This is a genomic window from Enterobacter sp. E1 (genome assembly GCF_016809815.1).
GTDB classification, from domain to species: Bacteria; Pseudomonadota; Gammaproteobacteria; order Enterobacterales; family Enterobacteriaceae; genus Enterobacter; species Enterobacter adelaidei.
This window is the reverse complement of the sequence record NZ_JAFBJM010000005.1, coordinates 1-13,197: the sequence shown is the minus strand read 5'-3', so window position 1 is coordinate 13,197 and position 13,197 is coordinate 1. Positions and strand designations below refer to the sequence as shown.

Below are 13,197 nucleotides of genomic sequence, written 5' to 3'. Positions count from 1 at the left end.
CCGTACCCGGCCGGGACGATCACACGTCATACCGCGACAACCCAACATCCCTGAGCTGCTCGTCACTCATCTGACTCAGAATGCGGCGGGTACGGTTGATGCGGTACCAGTTGCGTAGCGTTTTCGCGATCCAGACAAACGCAATAAACGGACGTTTTGAACGATTCTCATAGAATTCCATGATGCTCTCCTCGCTGTGCCAGTGGGGATATCATCAGGGAAAACGGCATGCACAATACAGATTCAAAAACAGCTTTTGTTTAACATACAGATCCGCTAAAACAGTATCTGCATGCCGTTTTTTGCGGCAATCTGTACTGGTTTTACAATCTGTATGGTGAAAACAAAGGATACAGCATGACGCGCTACCAACATCTTGCCAACCTTCTGGCAGAACGCATTGAACAAGGGCTGTATCGCAGCGGGGAACGTTTACCGTCGGTACGTGCGCTGAGCCAGGAGCACGGCGTGAGTATCAGCACCATACAGCAGGCGTATCAGATCCTCGAAAATCTCCAGCTGATCACCCCCCAGCCGCGTTCCGGTTATTTTGTCTCACAACGTAAAGCCCAGCCCCCCGTTCCCGCCATGACGCGCCCGGTGCAGCGGCCCGTGGACGTGACACAATGGGATGAGGTGATGATGCTGCTGGATGCCCGCGCCGACAAAGAGATGATCTCCTTCGGTGGCGGTTCGCCGGATATTAACCAGCCGAGCCTGAAGCCTCTGTGGCGCGAGATGAGCCGTATTGCGCAGCATAACCCGAGCGAGATGCTGAGCTATGACGTGCTTGACGGCCGTCTTGAGCTGCGCGAGCAGATCGCCCGCCTGATGCTGGATGGCGGCTCGACCGTAGCGGCGAATGAGATTGTGATCACCAACGGCTGCCACGGCGCGCTGTCGATTGCCCTGCTCTCGGTCTGCAAGCCGGGTGATATCGTGGCGGTCGAGTCGCCGTCGTTTCACGGCACCATGCAGATGCTGCGCGGCTTTGATATCAAGGCGATTGAAATTCCCACCGATCCTGAAACCGGGATCAGCATTGAGGCGTTAGAACTGGCGCTGGAACAGTGGCCGATTAAAGCGGTGATCCTGGTGCCAAACTGCAATAACCCGCTGGGATTCATCATGCCGGAAGCGCGTAAAAAGCAGGTGCTGGCTCTGGCCCAGCGGCACGACATCGTGATCGTGGAAGATGATATCTACGGCGAGCTGGCGGCGGAGTACCCGCGCCCGCGCACCATTCATTCGATGGATATTGATGGTCGCGTGATCCTCTGTAGCTCATTTACCAAAACCGTTGCGCCAGGTCTGCGCGTCGGCTGGATTGTCCCGGGACGCTATTATGACCGGGTGATGCACATGAAATACGCCGCAGGTGGCTTTAACGTGCCCGGCACCCAGATGGCGGTGGCGGCGTTTATTCGCGACGGCCATTATCATCGCCACGTGCGCCGTATGCGTCAGATTTATCAGCAGAATATGGAAACCTACACCTGCTGGGTACGGCAGTATTTTCCGGCAGGGATTTGCGTGACGCGACCGCAGGGAAGTTTCCTGCTGTGGGTTGAGCTGCCAGAGAAAGTGGATATGGTGTGCGTCAGCAAACAACTGTGTCGGCTGAAGATCCAGGCGGCGGCCGGGTCGCTGTTTTCCGCCTCCGGGAAGTATCGCAACTGCCTGCGGATCAACGTGGCGCTGCCCCCGACGGAAAAAAATCGTGATGCACTGAAGAAGATGGGTGAGGCGATCGTGATTGCGATGGAGGAGTAGTGCGGTTTTTTGCCGGGTGGCGGCTTCGCCTTACCCGGCCTACATCTTATCGCCCGTAGGCCCGGTAAGCGAAGCGCCACCGGGCGACAGACCGCACTACTCGTCGAAGTACCAGTATCCCTGGTTAATCAGCCCGGTGAGCTCATCGACAAATGCCGGTTTTTTCAGCGCATCGCCCAGCTCGGCCTGACCGAGTTCGGTGTAGCGGCACAGCGCATCTGCGGCCTTCGCATCCACCGTTTCCAGCAGTTCACTGTTGATAAAGAAGCTGCCGTTAATGTTCAGCACGCGCAGCCCGCTCAGGCGAGATAACCTTTCGCCACCCTGCAGCGCATCGAGCACCTCTTCTGTTGAGTACGGCGGTTCCGCAGCAGCAATATCCAGCTCGTGACGCGGCGTAGAAACAAAGCTGCCGAACCATTTCGTGAAATCGTCAGGTTTGCTGATCATGTCGATCATCATCTGGCGAATACGATCGAGTTCATACTGCTCCACGCGGCCGGGGTGTTCGCGGCAGGTCAGATCCGGATCGCTGTAATGCTCTCCCCCCAGATCGTTTTCCAGCGCGTAATCGGCAAAACTGCTGATCAGATCGCGGCCATTTGGCCCACGGAAACCGACCGAGTAGTTCAGCGCGGTTTCATGGGTAAAGCCGTCGTGCGGGAATCCTGGTGGAATGTAGAGGATATCGCCCGGAGCCAGATCTTCGTCGATGATCGGCTCGAATGGATCAACGTGCAGCAGCGCCGGATGCGGGCAGAACTGACGCATTGGCAGCTTGTCCCCCACGCGCCAGCGGCGGCTACCCATCCCCTGAATGATAAATACATCGTACTGATCGATATGCGGGCCTACGCCACCACCCGGAACAGAGAAGGAGATCATCAGGTCGTCCAGACGCCAGTCTGGCAATACGCGGAACGGACGCACCAGCTCCGCCGCAGGCATATGCCAGTGGTTCACCGCCTGCGCCAGCAGCGACCAGCCGGTTTCACCCAGACCGTCAAAGTGCTCGAACGGACCATTGCTGGCCTGCCATTTACCGTTGAAATGACTCACCAGACGGCTATCGACTTCCGGCTCCATCGCCAGGCCAGCCAGCTCGTCCGGGGTAATCGGGTCAACAAAATTCGGGAAGGCATTTTTCAGCACAACGGGTTTTTTCTGCCAGTATTTTTCGAGAAATTCCGGCCAGTTCAGGTTCAGTTGATACGCCATGGGTAGCACCAGTGAGAGGGGAAACAGGCGCGATTATAGGGGAGACGGTGGAGGGGGAACTTGTCATGGGTCAAACGAGCTTGCGTAGGTCGGGTAAGGCGAAGCCACTACCCGACACATACACGATATTAGCGCTTAATCGAGCTTCAACTCATCATAATGGGTAATCAGTTTACCCACGATACCGTAATCCAGCGCTTCAGCCGGAGACATCCAGAAGTTACGGTCGGTGTCTTTTTTCACTTTTTCCAGCGGCTGGCCGGTGGCGTCAGCAATCAGCTTGTTCACGCGATCCAGCATACGGATGATCTCACGCGCTTCGATTTCGATGTCCGTCGCCTGACCACGTACGCCGCCCAGCGGCTGGTGGATCATGAAACGGGTATTTGGCAGCGAGTAGCGGTGTTCTTTTTTCGCCGCCAGGAAGATGGTGATCCCGGCGCTCGCGACCCAGCCGGTGCCAATGACGTGCACGTCCGGACGGATGAATTTAATGAAGTCGTGGATGGTATCACCCGCTTCCACGTGGCCGCCCTGGCTGTTGATGTACAGTTTGATCGGATCGTTACTTACGCTTTGCAGCAGGATCATCTGGGTGATAACTTTCTGCGCCAGTTCCTGGTTGATCTCACCAGAGATGACAATCGAACGGGATTCCAGCAGTTTTTGCTGCAGCGCGCCTGCGCCGTTTGCCCCTTCGGCCTTATCCTTGTCACTTTCTTTCAGTGTGTAGTGCATTGTTATTTCCTCAGCTTATCGCGCTCAAAACCAGAGTGTAGCCTGTTTTACCGGTCAAAGTCCTCTGAGACAGACAGCGAGGGAGTTTATAAGATTGCAGCTGCCGCACCGGGTTCCGAACGGCAACACAGATTGAGCTTGTCGGTGCAAACGATTAAAAGCGAAGCCTTTTGGGCTTCGCTTATCTGACCTACAAGGGTTGGTTTTGTAGTCCGGGTAAGGCACAGCCGCCATCCGGCGCTTTCACAGACGCGTTGCGCTCTGCCAGCAGCCGACAAATCTCCGCGTGCTTCTCCTCGGTAAAGGTAAAGCGCGACATAAAGCCCATTCGGATCAGCGACCCTATCGCTGGCAGCAGGCAAATCCCGAAGAACAGCCCAGACAGCACGCTCTCGCTCTGGATTTGCGCCTGCGGCACGTAGCCAATCATCGTCAGGAACACGCCGATTAACCCGCCGCCCACCGCCACCGACATCTTGCCGGTAAAGGTCTGCCCGGAGAAGGTGATCGCCGCACAGCGCTTGTTAGTGTGGTACTCCGCGTACTCGATGGTGTCGGCAATCATCGACGAGGTGAGGATGTTGGTCATCATCACGAACAGGGTGCTCAGGCCGAGCAGAATGAACAGCATCGTCACCTGCTGATAGCCGACAAACCACATCACCACGCGCACCGCCACGTCCAGCCCGCAGAGGATCATAAACAGCTTCCGCTTCTGCATCCAGCGCGTCAGCATCGGGGCGACCAGGCACAGCACCGCCGCCACTATCCCCATCACGCCAATCGCCATTTGTAGGCTACCGTCGCCCAGGTTGTTGATAAAGAAGTAGATATACAGACCACCCGCCACGTTATGGAACACGCAGAAGAAGAACGACAGCAGGACGATAAACAGCGGCTTGTTCTGGCGCAGGTTGTGGAAGGTATCACGCATCGTCACCTTTTCCGGGCTTGGCGGCACGCGCTCTTTGATCTGCATAAAGCCGTTGAGCATCAGCGGCAGGCCCACCAGCATCATCACCAGCGCCGCCATAAAGTAGCCTTTATCGTTGCTGTGCTGAGCAAAAAATGCCGCCAGTTTCGGGAAGAAGATGTTGGCGCAGGCAATCCCGGCGTTTACCCCGAGCATCGCCGCCGTTACCGCGCGGGTGCGCTGGGCGGAGTCGTTGGTCATCACCGACGACATCGACCAGAACGGGATATCGGAGATAGCGTACAGCGTCCCCCACAGGATGTAGGTCACCCCGGCGTAGAGGATTTTGGTGGTCATGTCCGCTTCGATTTTATAGAACGACAGCAGCGTGACGCCGGTGATCAGCAGCGGTGCAATCAGTAAAAAGTGGCGAAACTTGCCGAACCGGCTGTTAATGGTGTCCATAATGCTGGCAAACAGCGGATCGTGAACCGCGTCCCACGCGCGGGCAATCAGGAAGATGGTACTCGCCGCCAGCGCCGAGATCCCCAGCACGTCGGTGTAAAAATAGTTAATAAACGAACCCACTAAACCAAAGCTAAAACACTGACCTAAACCATAACCAAAATAAGACCACAACTCGCGAGACGGTATTTTCATTATCGTTGCCATAGTGCGTACCTGATTACCCGGCGACAGGCACCGGGGCAATATGATTAGCCCTGCGCTTTCGGGGCGATCTGACGAAACTTCTGCATCAGCGCGATTTCACGGCGCGAGAACGGAATACCGTTTTCCTCGAACACGTCGTGGAACCAGAGGCGACAGTAGTCCGTGGACTCCTTCATCACCACCGGCCACGGCAGCCACGTCTGGGTTTTACCGCGCACCAGCCCCCACTGATACGGTGCGACTTTCGCCATGTACATCAGCGGAAGTTGCTCTTCGATGGTGCTGCCCACGTGGCGCGCCAGCCATTCGGTGCAGAACAGCGGGCGCCCGAGCGCCTGTAGCTGCTGAATAATCGCCGTCATCCGCCCGGTGTTGGTGTAGGCGTGGAAGCTCACCACGTCCGAGAGCGCCAGCGCGGTCTGGTCCAGCGGATGCTGGAAGAATGTCTCGCCCTCCTCTTCCGGCGGGACTCGCCACGCGCAGACCGTGAGCGGCTGGGTTGGGTCTTCTTCACGCACCCACTGGAACGCCAGCTTCATGAGCTCGTGGGCGCAGGTCTCCAGCTTCGCGTCGTACTGCACCTCCTGTGTACCCGTCGCAAAAATGCCACGGTTGCCCGGCTCGTTATAGAGATCCCACAGTAGCACGCGCCCGTCTTCACGAAACTGGCGAACAACGTCGCGGATATAGCGCTCAATCTGCGGCCAGCAGTCGGGATCGCACACTTTGTCTCGCCCCGGACTCGCCGCTGCCTGGCTGTTGTGCTTGCCCGGCACCGGTGGCTTTTGCGGGCCGAGATACGGCTCGTCGCCGGAGAAGCCGCAGTCGTCCATCAGGGTCAGCATGGTGCTGAACCCGTGACCGTCGGCAATCGTCAAAAAGCGGTCGATGCGCGCCATCAGCCCGTCGCGATCGTGCTCCCAGACGATAAACGGCAGGTTGATGCGCAGGGTGTTGTAACCCGCGTCTGCCGCCCAACCCAGCTCGCGGTCGATGGTTTCGGCATCGAAAGTCTCTTCCTGCCAGATATCGGTCCAGTTCACCGCCGTTGACGGCAGATAGTTAAACCCGCACAGCCAGCCTTTTTGTTCATACCACGCCTGTGCCTGCTCCCTGCTCCACTGCTCTTTCATTACGCGTCCTCTTACTGATAATATTTAGCTAATAAATATTAGCCGCGGGATAAATGCGCAATTTCTCGCACGAAGAAAAGCGATGCCCCTCACAAAGTTCGCGCTTCGATGAATGAGAAACGTGATCGACGGCGCTAAAGCGTGCGGTTAGGGTATGATGCGAAGTCGCGAAAGGGAGAGGACGGATGAAGCGAAAAACGAAAGTGACGATGAACGATATTGCGCGGGCGGCAGGGGTGTCGCAGGCGACGGTATCGCTGGTGCTTAACCAGTCCCGCAACATCAAGCTTAGCGACGACACACGCCAGCGGGTCATTAATGTGGCCACCGAGCTCGGCTACGACCGCCTCCCCGCCGTACACGCCCCGCGCAACCAGGAAGAGATCGCCCTGCTGGTCAGCTCCATGCAGAGCTTCGACCCGTTTATTGACGCCATCAGCCAGGCGCGGGAAGCGGCGTGGCGCAACGAGACCCTGCTCACCGTCTACGACTACGGAGACGACATCGAGCTGGCGCTGAACATCATCCGCCAGCTGGAGAAGCGCAACTGCATCGGCATTATTCTCGCCTCCCCGGTCACCACGCTGGTGGACATGACGGCGTTCCAGGACTGCACCCGCATCCCGCTGGTGCTGCTCAACCAGCGCGACCCCGGCTCGCCGCTGCTGCCGTCGTTTATCCCGGACGACTACGCCAACGCTTTCCAGGTGACGAAACACCTCATCGCCTGCGGAGCCACGCGCATCGCCCACATCACCGGGGAGAGCTGGATGGAAGCCTCCCGCCAGCGTCTGGCGGGGTACCAGGCGGCACTACAGCAGGCCGGACTCGCGTGTGATGACAACCTGGTGCGCCAGACCAACTGGCAGTTCAGCGAGTCCTTTACCGCGACAGCGTCCCTACTGGAACTGGCCGAGCGCCCGGACGCCATCTTCTGCGCCAGCGACTGGCTGGCGATTGGCTGCTATCAGGCGCTGGCGGTGAACGGCGTGGGCATCCCGCAGGACATGCTGCTGGCGGGCTACGACGACCAGAAGATCTCCGAGCAGCTCACCCCACCGCTGACCAGTATCCAGCTGCCCTACAGCGAGCTGGGACGGCTGGCGGTGGAGTACCTGTGCAATCAGGAAGATGCCGCCACGCACGTGACGCTGGCGGGCAGGCTGAAAGTGCGGGCATCAAGCCTCGTCTGAGGTAATGACCATGCCCGCATAGGGCTTCTCGCGACACGCCGCCAGCCGCGCGGCGAGGCTGCCCACGTGCAGCTCCAGCTTGTGCCCGTCCGGGTCGAGAAAATAGAACGACGCCCCCTCGCTTTTGTTCTGCTTCCAGACGGTGACGCCCGCCTGCTCAAGGCTTTGCGAGAGCGGTTCAAAATCCTCTTCCGACACGGTAAACGCGTAGTGGGTATAGTCGCTCTCCTGCGGCGGCACGTACTGGCGCGCCTCGTCGTACGACAGGCAGACCCACAGATCGCCGCAGGTGAGATAGGCCCCGGTATTCCAGCGGGCGTGCAGCGCAAGCCCCAGCAGCTCGTGCCAGAAGCTGACGCTTTTTTGCAGGTCGCTGACCGAGAGGGTCAGGTGGTTGAGTGATTGCAGCATGACGTGCCCTTTTGTTTTTCGCGCCGGACGTGGTACGGTACAGAGATGAACATAAACCACGCCGTGCTCACCGTAAACCGCTGGTGGCTGCCTTCTTAAAGGCGGCACGGAGTTGTTTTCCCCATTTTCAGATAGCCGCCGAAAGGCGGCTTTCACATTTCTAAGACCCCTTTCGGCAATTGCACATTAAGGAGTCTTTATGAACACGCCAACCATCCTCACCGGCGACCGCCCAACCGGCCCGCTGCACCTCGGACACTTCGTCGGATCGCTGCGCCAGCGCGTGGCGCTTCAGCAGACGCACAACCAGTTTGTGCTGATTGCCGACCTGCAGGGGCTGACCGACAACGGTAGCAACCCGCAAAAGATCCGCGACAACATCCCCGAAGTGCTGGCCGACTACCTCGCCGCCGGCATCGACCCGAACCTGACCACGATCTGCCTGCAGTCCGCCCTGCCCGCCCTCGCCGAGCTGACGATGCTGTATATGAACATCGTCACCGTCGCCCGCGTGGAGCGTAACCCGACAGTGAAAAACGAGATTGCGCAGAAGGGCTTTGCCCGCTCGCTGCCGGTCGGGTTTATGGCCTACCCCATCAGCCAGGCGGCGGACATCACCGCGTTTAAGGCCGAGTGCGTGCCCGTCGGCGACGACCAGCTGCCGATGATTGAGCAGACCAACGAGATTGTGCACAAGATGAACAGCCTGCTGCCCGCCCCGGTGCTGCGCCACTGCAAGGCGATGCTGAGCGACACCAGCCGCCTGCCCGGCATCGACGGCAGCGCCAAGATGTCGAAATCGCTGGGCAACACGCTGCACCTTTCGGCCAGCGAAGAGACGATTCACCGTGCGGTCAGCGCCATGTACACCGACCCGAACCACCTGAAGATGAGCGACCCGGGGCAAATTGAGGGGAACGTGGTGTTTACGTACCTCGACGCGTTTCATCCGGACAAGGAGAAAGTGGCGGCGATGAAGGCGCGCTATCAGGCGGGCGGGCTGGGTGACCGGGTTTGCAAGAACGAGCTGGAGGCGTGTTTGCAGGAGCTAATTGCGCCGATGCGGGAGCGGAGGGCGATGTACATGCAGGATAAGGGAGAGCTGATGGCGATGCTGAAGCGCGGGACGGAACGGGCGCAGGGGGTGACGCAGGAGACGTTGAGGGAGGTGAAGGTTGGGCTGGGGGTGCCGGTGTTTTAAAATAACGTCATGCAGCGTATGTATTCAAATAATACATGCGCTGCATAATATTATTTATCGGCAATTCAGCGAATATTACATTTATAATTAACAGGAACCATTACTATCCCTTCTTTAAAAGATAACCAATATCAATCTGGATATTTATTTCGTATTTTAGCCCGACTTATTAACCACTTTATGTATATTCACCTTACAGGCTAAAACCTAGCATTGCTGCATTTACTCTTCTGCCCCTACAAGGAATTGTCATGCAGCTTTATACCAATGAATTTACCGCTGAGTTGAAAGCGGAAATAGATCGTTCGCCTTTTTCCGATGAACAACTGGCCGCCATGCCTGAGGACGCGCGCGCCATTATTGCCGAACAGGAAGCCTTTCATCGACAACATCCCGTCACCGCCATCTGGCGGATTGCCACGGCTGGCAGCCAGACCCTAATGGGCGGCGTGGTACTTCCCGTCGATCGTGAAGCCACAATGCTCATGGACGATGGGAGTTACACCAGCGTGATCGCCGAAGGGGATTGTGTGGCCTATCCGGATGGTACGCTCGCCACGATTATGACCTCAGCTGGAGAAGCCTTTTCCTGGAGGCATCAGGGCGTTGCGCTGGTCGGCAGCCTGCTTGATAACGATGACGAGATTATCAGCACACCGCTCGGCAGTACTTATCTTGTCACCCGCGAAGGTATTCCACCTCAGGAGGATTTCTTAACCTGGCCCGGAGAATAGGCCATGGGCTACCGTTCAACGAACTACGGCCGCGGTCAGGCGCTGCACGGCGACAGAACGACCACCGGCGCAATATGTTGTAGCACCCTGCCCAACTGCACCGAGCACGGTCGCGGTGTTATCCGCGTTGGCGACAAAACTACGGCATGCCCAAAATGCGGCAAACAGGGCGTTGTTGCAGACGGCGAACCTCGCGTTAACTGGATGGGACAAACCTCAGCCGTCGATGGTTCTGTCGTCATTTGTGGCTGCCCGCACGGAACCAACCGCGTGATCGCCCCATTGGGAGAGTGGCTCGGCTCCGGCCCCTCTCCTGAACAGATCGCACAGGAAAAGCATCAGGCCATGCTCGCAGCACGCCGAAAAGAGCAAGAGGCCGAAGCGCAGCGACAAGCAGAAGAACGCGATCGCAACCGGGTCTTTGCGAAATCCTGCCTGCGCGGTGAAGGCTGTAACGATGCAGGCACCGGAAGTGAGCCGCACACCAACTTCGCCGAGATGGCGTTTTACCAGGCCATACCCAACAATGCCCCACAACACGCCCAGGCGGCAAAGCGTAAGGCGCTCCCAAAACCAAAGCAACGCAGCGCGCTTTATCTCTGGTGGAATGGGCATCACGAGGAGATGGACTATCAGGCTGCCATTGCGGCCGAAGAAAGGGCCTGGACCGCGCGGAACGCGATAGCCGATGCCAGCGAACTCGTACTGGTTGGCGGGCGTACCATCACTTCCGGCACATGGGCCGTGCGCGGCGCTGCACTTGGCGAGATAGCCACGGGAGGCCTTGGTGCACCTGTCGCAGGGCTGCTGATAGGGATGTATCCCGGCAAGCTGAACGACGGCGAGCAGGATTTTATCGACAGGATGCGCGCCGAACAGATGCGGGAAGCCCCTACCCGCGTTCGCTTCACCTGGGAGAACGATGCCAGCGGTAGCCTGACGCCGCGCGGCTGGCATACGCCGCCGGGCAAAGACAGCGTGCGCGTTCGCAGGGTGGAGTGGGATAGCCAACGCAAGGCATATACCTTTACTACCGAAGAAGCCCCCGGTATCACCCTCATCTGGACACTGGACCGCACCGGAGAGAATAAGCCGTGGGATACGGGCAATCACAACCCGGTACGGATACCGAACCCGGTTGTGGTTGATCCGCTCCCGGAGGATACGGGGATTGGTGCGACGACCAGCCCGACACCGGAAGAGAAGACGTTTGCGGATTATATTCTGATTTTGCCGGTAGGCGGGGTGCCGCCGATTTATGTCTATCTCAGCGGGAAACGTCGCAGTGGATTACCTGAAGATGGACATGATTATCATCAAGCACCAAAAACCAGCGAAATTACAGGATTAAGTGGTTTAAGAGAGGTGAAAGCGAAAACGCCCAAACAGGGTGGTAGTGGTAAAAGGGCAAGATGGGTTGATTCGAAAGGACGAAGAATATATGAATGGGATTCTCAGCATGGCGAACTCGAAGAATACAGAGCTAGTGACGGCGAGCATCTCGGCTCTATTGATTATAAAACTGGTGAAATTTTGAAACCTGCCGTAAAAGGTAGAAATATTAAATCTTATTTATGAGGCTTATTATGGGATTAAGATTAAGATTACAGTGGTATGATAAAGAAACTGAGTTAGGTAAAGGAAATGAATTTTCTTTAGATTTTGGCGATGATGCTCAGATCATGACAAAAGATCTTGGCCTACCAACTAAGGGGAACGTCAATAATGGTTTTTTTGATGTTGAACCCGAATGGATACCCATTCTCCAACCCCACTTCTTACATAAAATAACCCCCGCTATTTATGACTATCAGGTTTCTTTTGACTATAGGGATAAATGGTGAGAGGCATTGCCCGATAATCGTATCGGGCATGCTAAAAATCTCCGTCAAGATGAAAAAGATCAATCAAAAATTCAGAGGTGAGCCTCTTCCCTTATCCCTACAATATATAGAGTCGGTAAAAAAACGGTATGAGACACATCGCATTAATCCTATAAATCAGGGCGGCGCTGTATATGATCTAGATAATATGAGCATAACAACACCTAAACATCATATTGATATATACCGAGGAAATTAGGATGAAAACCATCAGCGATTATACTGAAAAAGAATTTTTAGACTTAGTAAGAAAAATATGTACTGCCGCAAGTGATACAGAAGAAGAAGGAAGTTTATTGGTTTTAGAGTTTGAACGTCTTTCTGAACATCCTAATGGATCTGATGTTATTTTTTATCCAGAGAAAGGTAAAGATTACAGTCCAGAAGGTATTGTTAGAGAAGTGAAGGAATGGCGCAGAGAAAATGGAAAATCCGGATTTAAGGAATAACAATGCCGCGCTTTCGGGCGCGGATTGTATGCAAAAAATTTAATTAGATAAAAGCATGAAAAAATTAAGCAATTACACTGAAAGTGAATTTTTATATTTAGTACAAAAAATATTCTCTGCCGATTGTTAAACAGAGGAAGATGATAATTTTCAGGTTAGAGAGTTCGAACGGCTTGCAGAGCATACCTCTGGTGCAGATCTTATTTTTTATCCCGAAAATGGAAAAGTTGATAGCCCAGAAGGCGTTGTCCAGGAAGTAAAAGAGTGGCGTCAGCCTCATGGAAAACCTTGCTTCAAGTCTGAGTGATTTTTTAGGATTAAAACAATGATCGTTTACTCTATAGATGTATACAGTAAAACAGATGAACTTTTACTTTATGAAATCATAATCTCTCAGCGAAATGTAGCTGCGCTGTATGACATTATGGGCATTTCAGATGAAGATGAAGCCGACTTCTCGTATGGCATCGGTGTTTATAATATAAACAAAAAACAGGCACATCTTTTAGAAAAACTCATAGGTAAAATATTCTACTCGGACGATTTAATTTTTCAGCTTTCAGGAGGAGAGCTTTAAATGAAGATTAAATATCTAATGCCCCATTTCTCATTTCGAAAACCTAATAATTTACATCTGGACGGTACTTTATAGCTCAAAACCCTGAAACGAGAAAAAAAGCTTACGTTTAAACTATAGGGCGGACTTATACAGATGATTACAAACATGAGGCAATGATTGTTTATCCAGGGAAAATGACCTGCTCCCCGTTGATTAATACACCCCGATGTTAGTAATGTCTTCATAAGCCACATGAGGACATCCCCATGAAGAAGCGTTTTTCCGACGAACAGATCATCAGTATTCTTCGCGAAGCGGAA

The 13,197-nt window shown here is 55.1% G+C and carries 15 protein-coding genes and 1 pseudogene; 10 read left to right on the top strand and 6 right to left on the bottom strand.

The window, feature by feature from the left end:
• Nucleotides 1-19: 19 nt before the first annotated feature.
• Nucleotides 20-181, bottom strand: a complete 162-nt coding sequence (locus JGF26_RS14265; RefSeq protein ID WP_032666760.1) for a DUF1127 domain-containing protein — start codon at nt 179-181, stop codon at nt 20-22.
• A gap of 176 nt (nt 182-357) precedes the next feature.
• On the opposite strand from JGF26_RS14265, the gene JGF26_RS14260 reads away from it, so the two are divergent.
• On the top strand, nt 358-1,773 hold the full coding sequence (locus tag JGF26_RS14260) for a PLP-dependent aminotransferase family protein (RefSeq protein WP_129324088.1): 1,416 nt from the start codon (nt 358-360) through the stop codon (nt 1,771-1,773).
• Between the two features lie 96 nt (nt 1,774-1,869).
• Here the strand turns inward: JGF26_RS14260 and JGF26_RS14255 are convergent, their stop codons facing one another.
• The 4 genes from JGF26_RS14255 to JGF26_RS14240 form a co-directional block, all read right to left on the bottom strand.
• The gene (locus tag JGF26_RS14255; RefSeq protein ID WP_134708229.1) at nt 1,870-2,991 is read right to left on the bottom strand and encodes a cupin domain-containing protein; all 1,122 of its coding nucleotides are present in this window, start codon (nt 2,989-2,991) and stop codon (nt 1,870-1,872) included.
• Nucleotides 2,992-3,126: 135 nt separating this feature from the next.
• A complete protein-coding gene (locus JGF26_RS14250) occupies nt 3,127-3,729 on the bottom strand; it encodes an ATP-dependent Clp protease proteolytic subunit (RefSeq protein ID WP_028016528.1) in 603 nt (200 codons plus the stop codon).
• A gap of 190 nt (nt 3,730-3,919) precedes the next feature.
• Complete coding sequence (locus JGF26_RS14245) at nt 3,920-5,314, bottom strand: MFS transporter (protein ID WP_134708228.1); 1,395 nt, start codon at nt 5,312-5,314, stop codon at nt 3,920-3,922.
• A 44-nt stretch (nt 5,315-5,358) separates the two neighbouring features.
• Nucleotides 5,359-6,447, bottom strand: coding sequence for a cellulase family glycosylhydrolase (locus tag JGF26_RS14240; protein ID WP_134708227.1), 1,089 nt, complete (start codon nt 6,445-6,447; stop codon nt 5,359-5,361).
• Nucleotides 6,448-6,632: 185 nt separating this feature from the next.
• On the opposite strand from JGF26_RS14240, the gene JGF26_RS14235 reads away from it, so the two are divergent.
• A complete protein-coding gene (locus JGF26_RS14235; protein ID WP_134708226.1) occupies nt 6,633-7,640 on the top strand; it encodes a LacI family DNA-binding transcriptional regulator in 1,008 nt (335 codons plus the stop codon).
• On the opposite strand, the gene fosA is transcribed toward JGF26_RS14235, so the two are convergent.
• Nucleotides 7,626-8,051 carry a FosA/FosA2 family fosfomycin resistance glutathione transferase gene (fosA, locus tag JGF26_RS14230; protein ID WP_134708330.1) on the bottom strand — a complete coding sequence of 142 codons (426 nt, stop codon included), beginning with the start codon at nt 8,049-8,051 and terminating at the stop codon, nt 7,626-7,628. The genes JGF26_RS14235 and fosA overlap by 15 nt on opposite strands.
• Before the next feature lie 199 nt (nt 8,052-8,250).
• Here fosA and trpS point away from each other — a divergent pair, with 199 nt between their 5' ends.
• The 8 genes and pseudogenes from trpS (at nt 8,251) to JGF26_RS14195 (ending at nt 12,895) form a co-directional block, all read left to right on the top strand.
• Complete coding sequence (trpS, locus tag JGF26_RS14225; RefSeq protein WP_134708225.1) at nt 8,251-9,252, top strand: tryptophan--tRNA ligase; 1,002 nt, start codon at nt 8,251-8,253, stop codon at nt 9,250-9,252.
• Between the two features lie 251 nt (nt 9,253-9,503).
• Entirely contained in the window at nt 9,504-9,986 is a 483-nt protein-coding gene (locus JGF26_RS14220; RefSeq protein ID WP_134708224.1) for a hypothetical protein, read from the top strand.
• Nucleotides 9,987-9,989: 3 nt separating this feature from the next.
• Nucleotides 9,990-11,564: an S-type pyocin domain-containing protein gene (locus JGF26_RS14215; RefSeq protein ID WP_134708223.1), complete on the top strand. Its 1,575-nt coding sequence runs from the start codon at nt 9,990-9,992 to the stop codon at nt 11,562-11,564.
• Between the two features lie 8 nt (nt 11,565-11,572).
• Nucleotides 11,573-11,830: a colicin E3-like toxin immunity protein gene (locus tag JGF26_RS14210; protein ID WP_134708222.1), complete on the top strand. Its 258-nt coding sequence runs from the start codon at nt 11,573-11,575 to the stop codon at nt 11,828-11,830.
• A complete protein-coding gene (locus tag JGF26_RS22575; RefSeq protein ID WP_323686928.1) occupies nt 11,790-12,068 on the top strand; it encodes an HNH endonuclease in 279 nt (92 codons plus the stop codon). Before JGF26_RS14210 ends, JGF26_RS22575 begins: the two co-directional genes overlap by 41 nt.
• Before the next feature lies 1 nt (nt 12,069).
• Complete coding sequence (locus JGF26_RS14205; protein WP_028016519.1) at nt 12,070-12,318, top strand: bacteriocin immunity protein; 249 nt, start codon at nt 12,070-12,072, stop codon at nt 12,316-12,318.
• A 55-nt stretch (nt 12,319-12,373) separates the two neighbouring features.
• Nucleotides 12,374-12,625, top strand: a pseudogene (locus tag JGF26_RS14200) (bacteriocin immunity protein).
• 18 nt (nt 12,626-12,643) lie between these two features.
• Complete coding sequence (locus JGF26_RS14195) at nt 12,644-12,895, top strand: hypothetical protein (RefSeq protein ID WP_028016517.1); 252 nt, start codon at nt 12,644-12,646, stop codon at nt 12,893-12,895.
• Nucleotides 12,896-13,197: the final 302 nt, after the last annotated feature.

What these genes read in the sequence shown, in the direction of transcription:
- JGF26_RS14235 (WP_134708226.1), top strand. Translation starts at nt 6,633, where the DNA reads ATGAAGCGAAAAACGAAAGTGACGATGAACGATATTGCGCGGGCGGCA.
- JGF26_RS14245 (WP_134708228.1), bottom strand. Translation starts at nt 5,314, where the DNA reads ATGGCAACGATAATGAAAATACCGTCTCGCGAGTTGTGGTCTTATTTT.
- JGF26_RS14250 (WP_028016528.1), bottom strand. Translation starts at nt 3,729, where the DNA reads ATGCACTACACACTGAAAGAAAGTGACAAGGATAAGGCCGAAGGGGCA.
- JGF26_RS14255 (WP_134708229.1), bottom strand. Translation starts at nt 2,991, where the DNA reads ATGGCGTATCAACTGAACCTGAACTGGCCGGAATTTCTCGAAAAATAC.
- JGF26_RS22575 (WP_323686928.1), top strand. Translation starts at nt 11,790, where the DNA reads ATGACTATCAGGTTTCTTTTGACTATAGGGATAAATGGTGAGAGGCAT.
- JGF26_RS14240 (WP_134708227.1), bottom strand. Translation starts at nt 6,447, where the DNA reads ATGAAAGAGCAGTGGAGCAGGGAGCAGGCACAGGCGTGGTATGAACAA.
- JGF26_RS14210 (WP_134708222.1), top strand. Translation starts at nt 11,573, where the DNA reads ATGGGATTAAGATTAAGATTACAGTGGTATGATAAAGAAACTGAGTTA.
- JGF26_RS14220 (WP_134708224.1), top strand. Translation starts at nt 9,504, where the DNA reads ATGCAGCTTTATACCAATGAATTTACCGCTGAGTTGAAAGCGGAAATA.
- fosA (WP_134708330.1), bottom strand. Translation starts at nt 8,051, where the DNA reads ATGCTGCAATCACTCAACCACCTGACCCTCTCGGTCAGCGACCTGCAA.
- JGF26_RS14195 (WP_028016517.1), top strand. Translation starts at nt 12,644, where the DNA reads ATGATCGTTTACTCTATAGATGTATACAGTAAAACAGATGAACTTTTA.
- JGF26_RS14205 (WP_028016519.1), top strand. Translation starts at nt 12,070, where the DNA reads ATGAAAACCATCAGCGATTATACTGAAAAAGAATTTTTAGACTTAGTA.
- JGF26_RS14215 (WP_134708223.1), top strand. Translation starts at nt 9,990, where the DNA reads ATGGGCTACCGTTCAACGAACTACGGCCGCGGTCAGGCGCTGCACGGC.
- JGF26_RS14265 (WP_032666760.1), bottom strand. Translation starts at nt 181, where the DNA reads ATGGAATTCTATGAGAATCGTTCAAAACGTCCGTTTATTGCGTTTGTC.
- trpS (WP_134708225.1), top strand. Translation starts at nt 8,251, where the DNA reads ATGAACACGCCAACCATCCTCACCGGCGACCGCCCAACCGGCCCGCTG.
- JGF26_RS14260 (WP_129324088.1), top strand. Translation starts at nt 358, where the DNA reads ATGACGCGCTACCAACATCTTGCCAACCTTCTGGCAGAACGCATTGAA.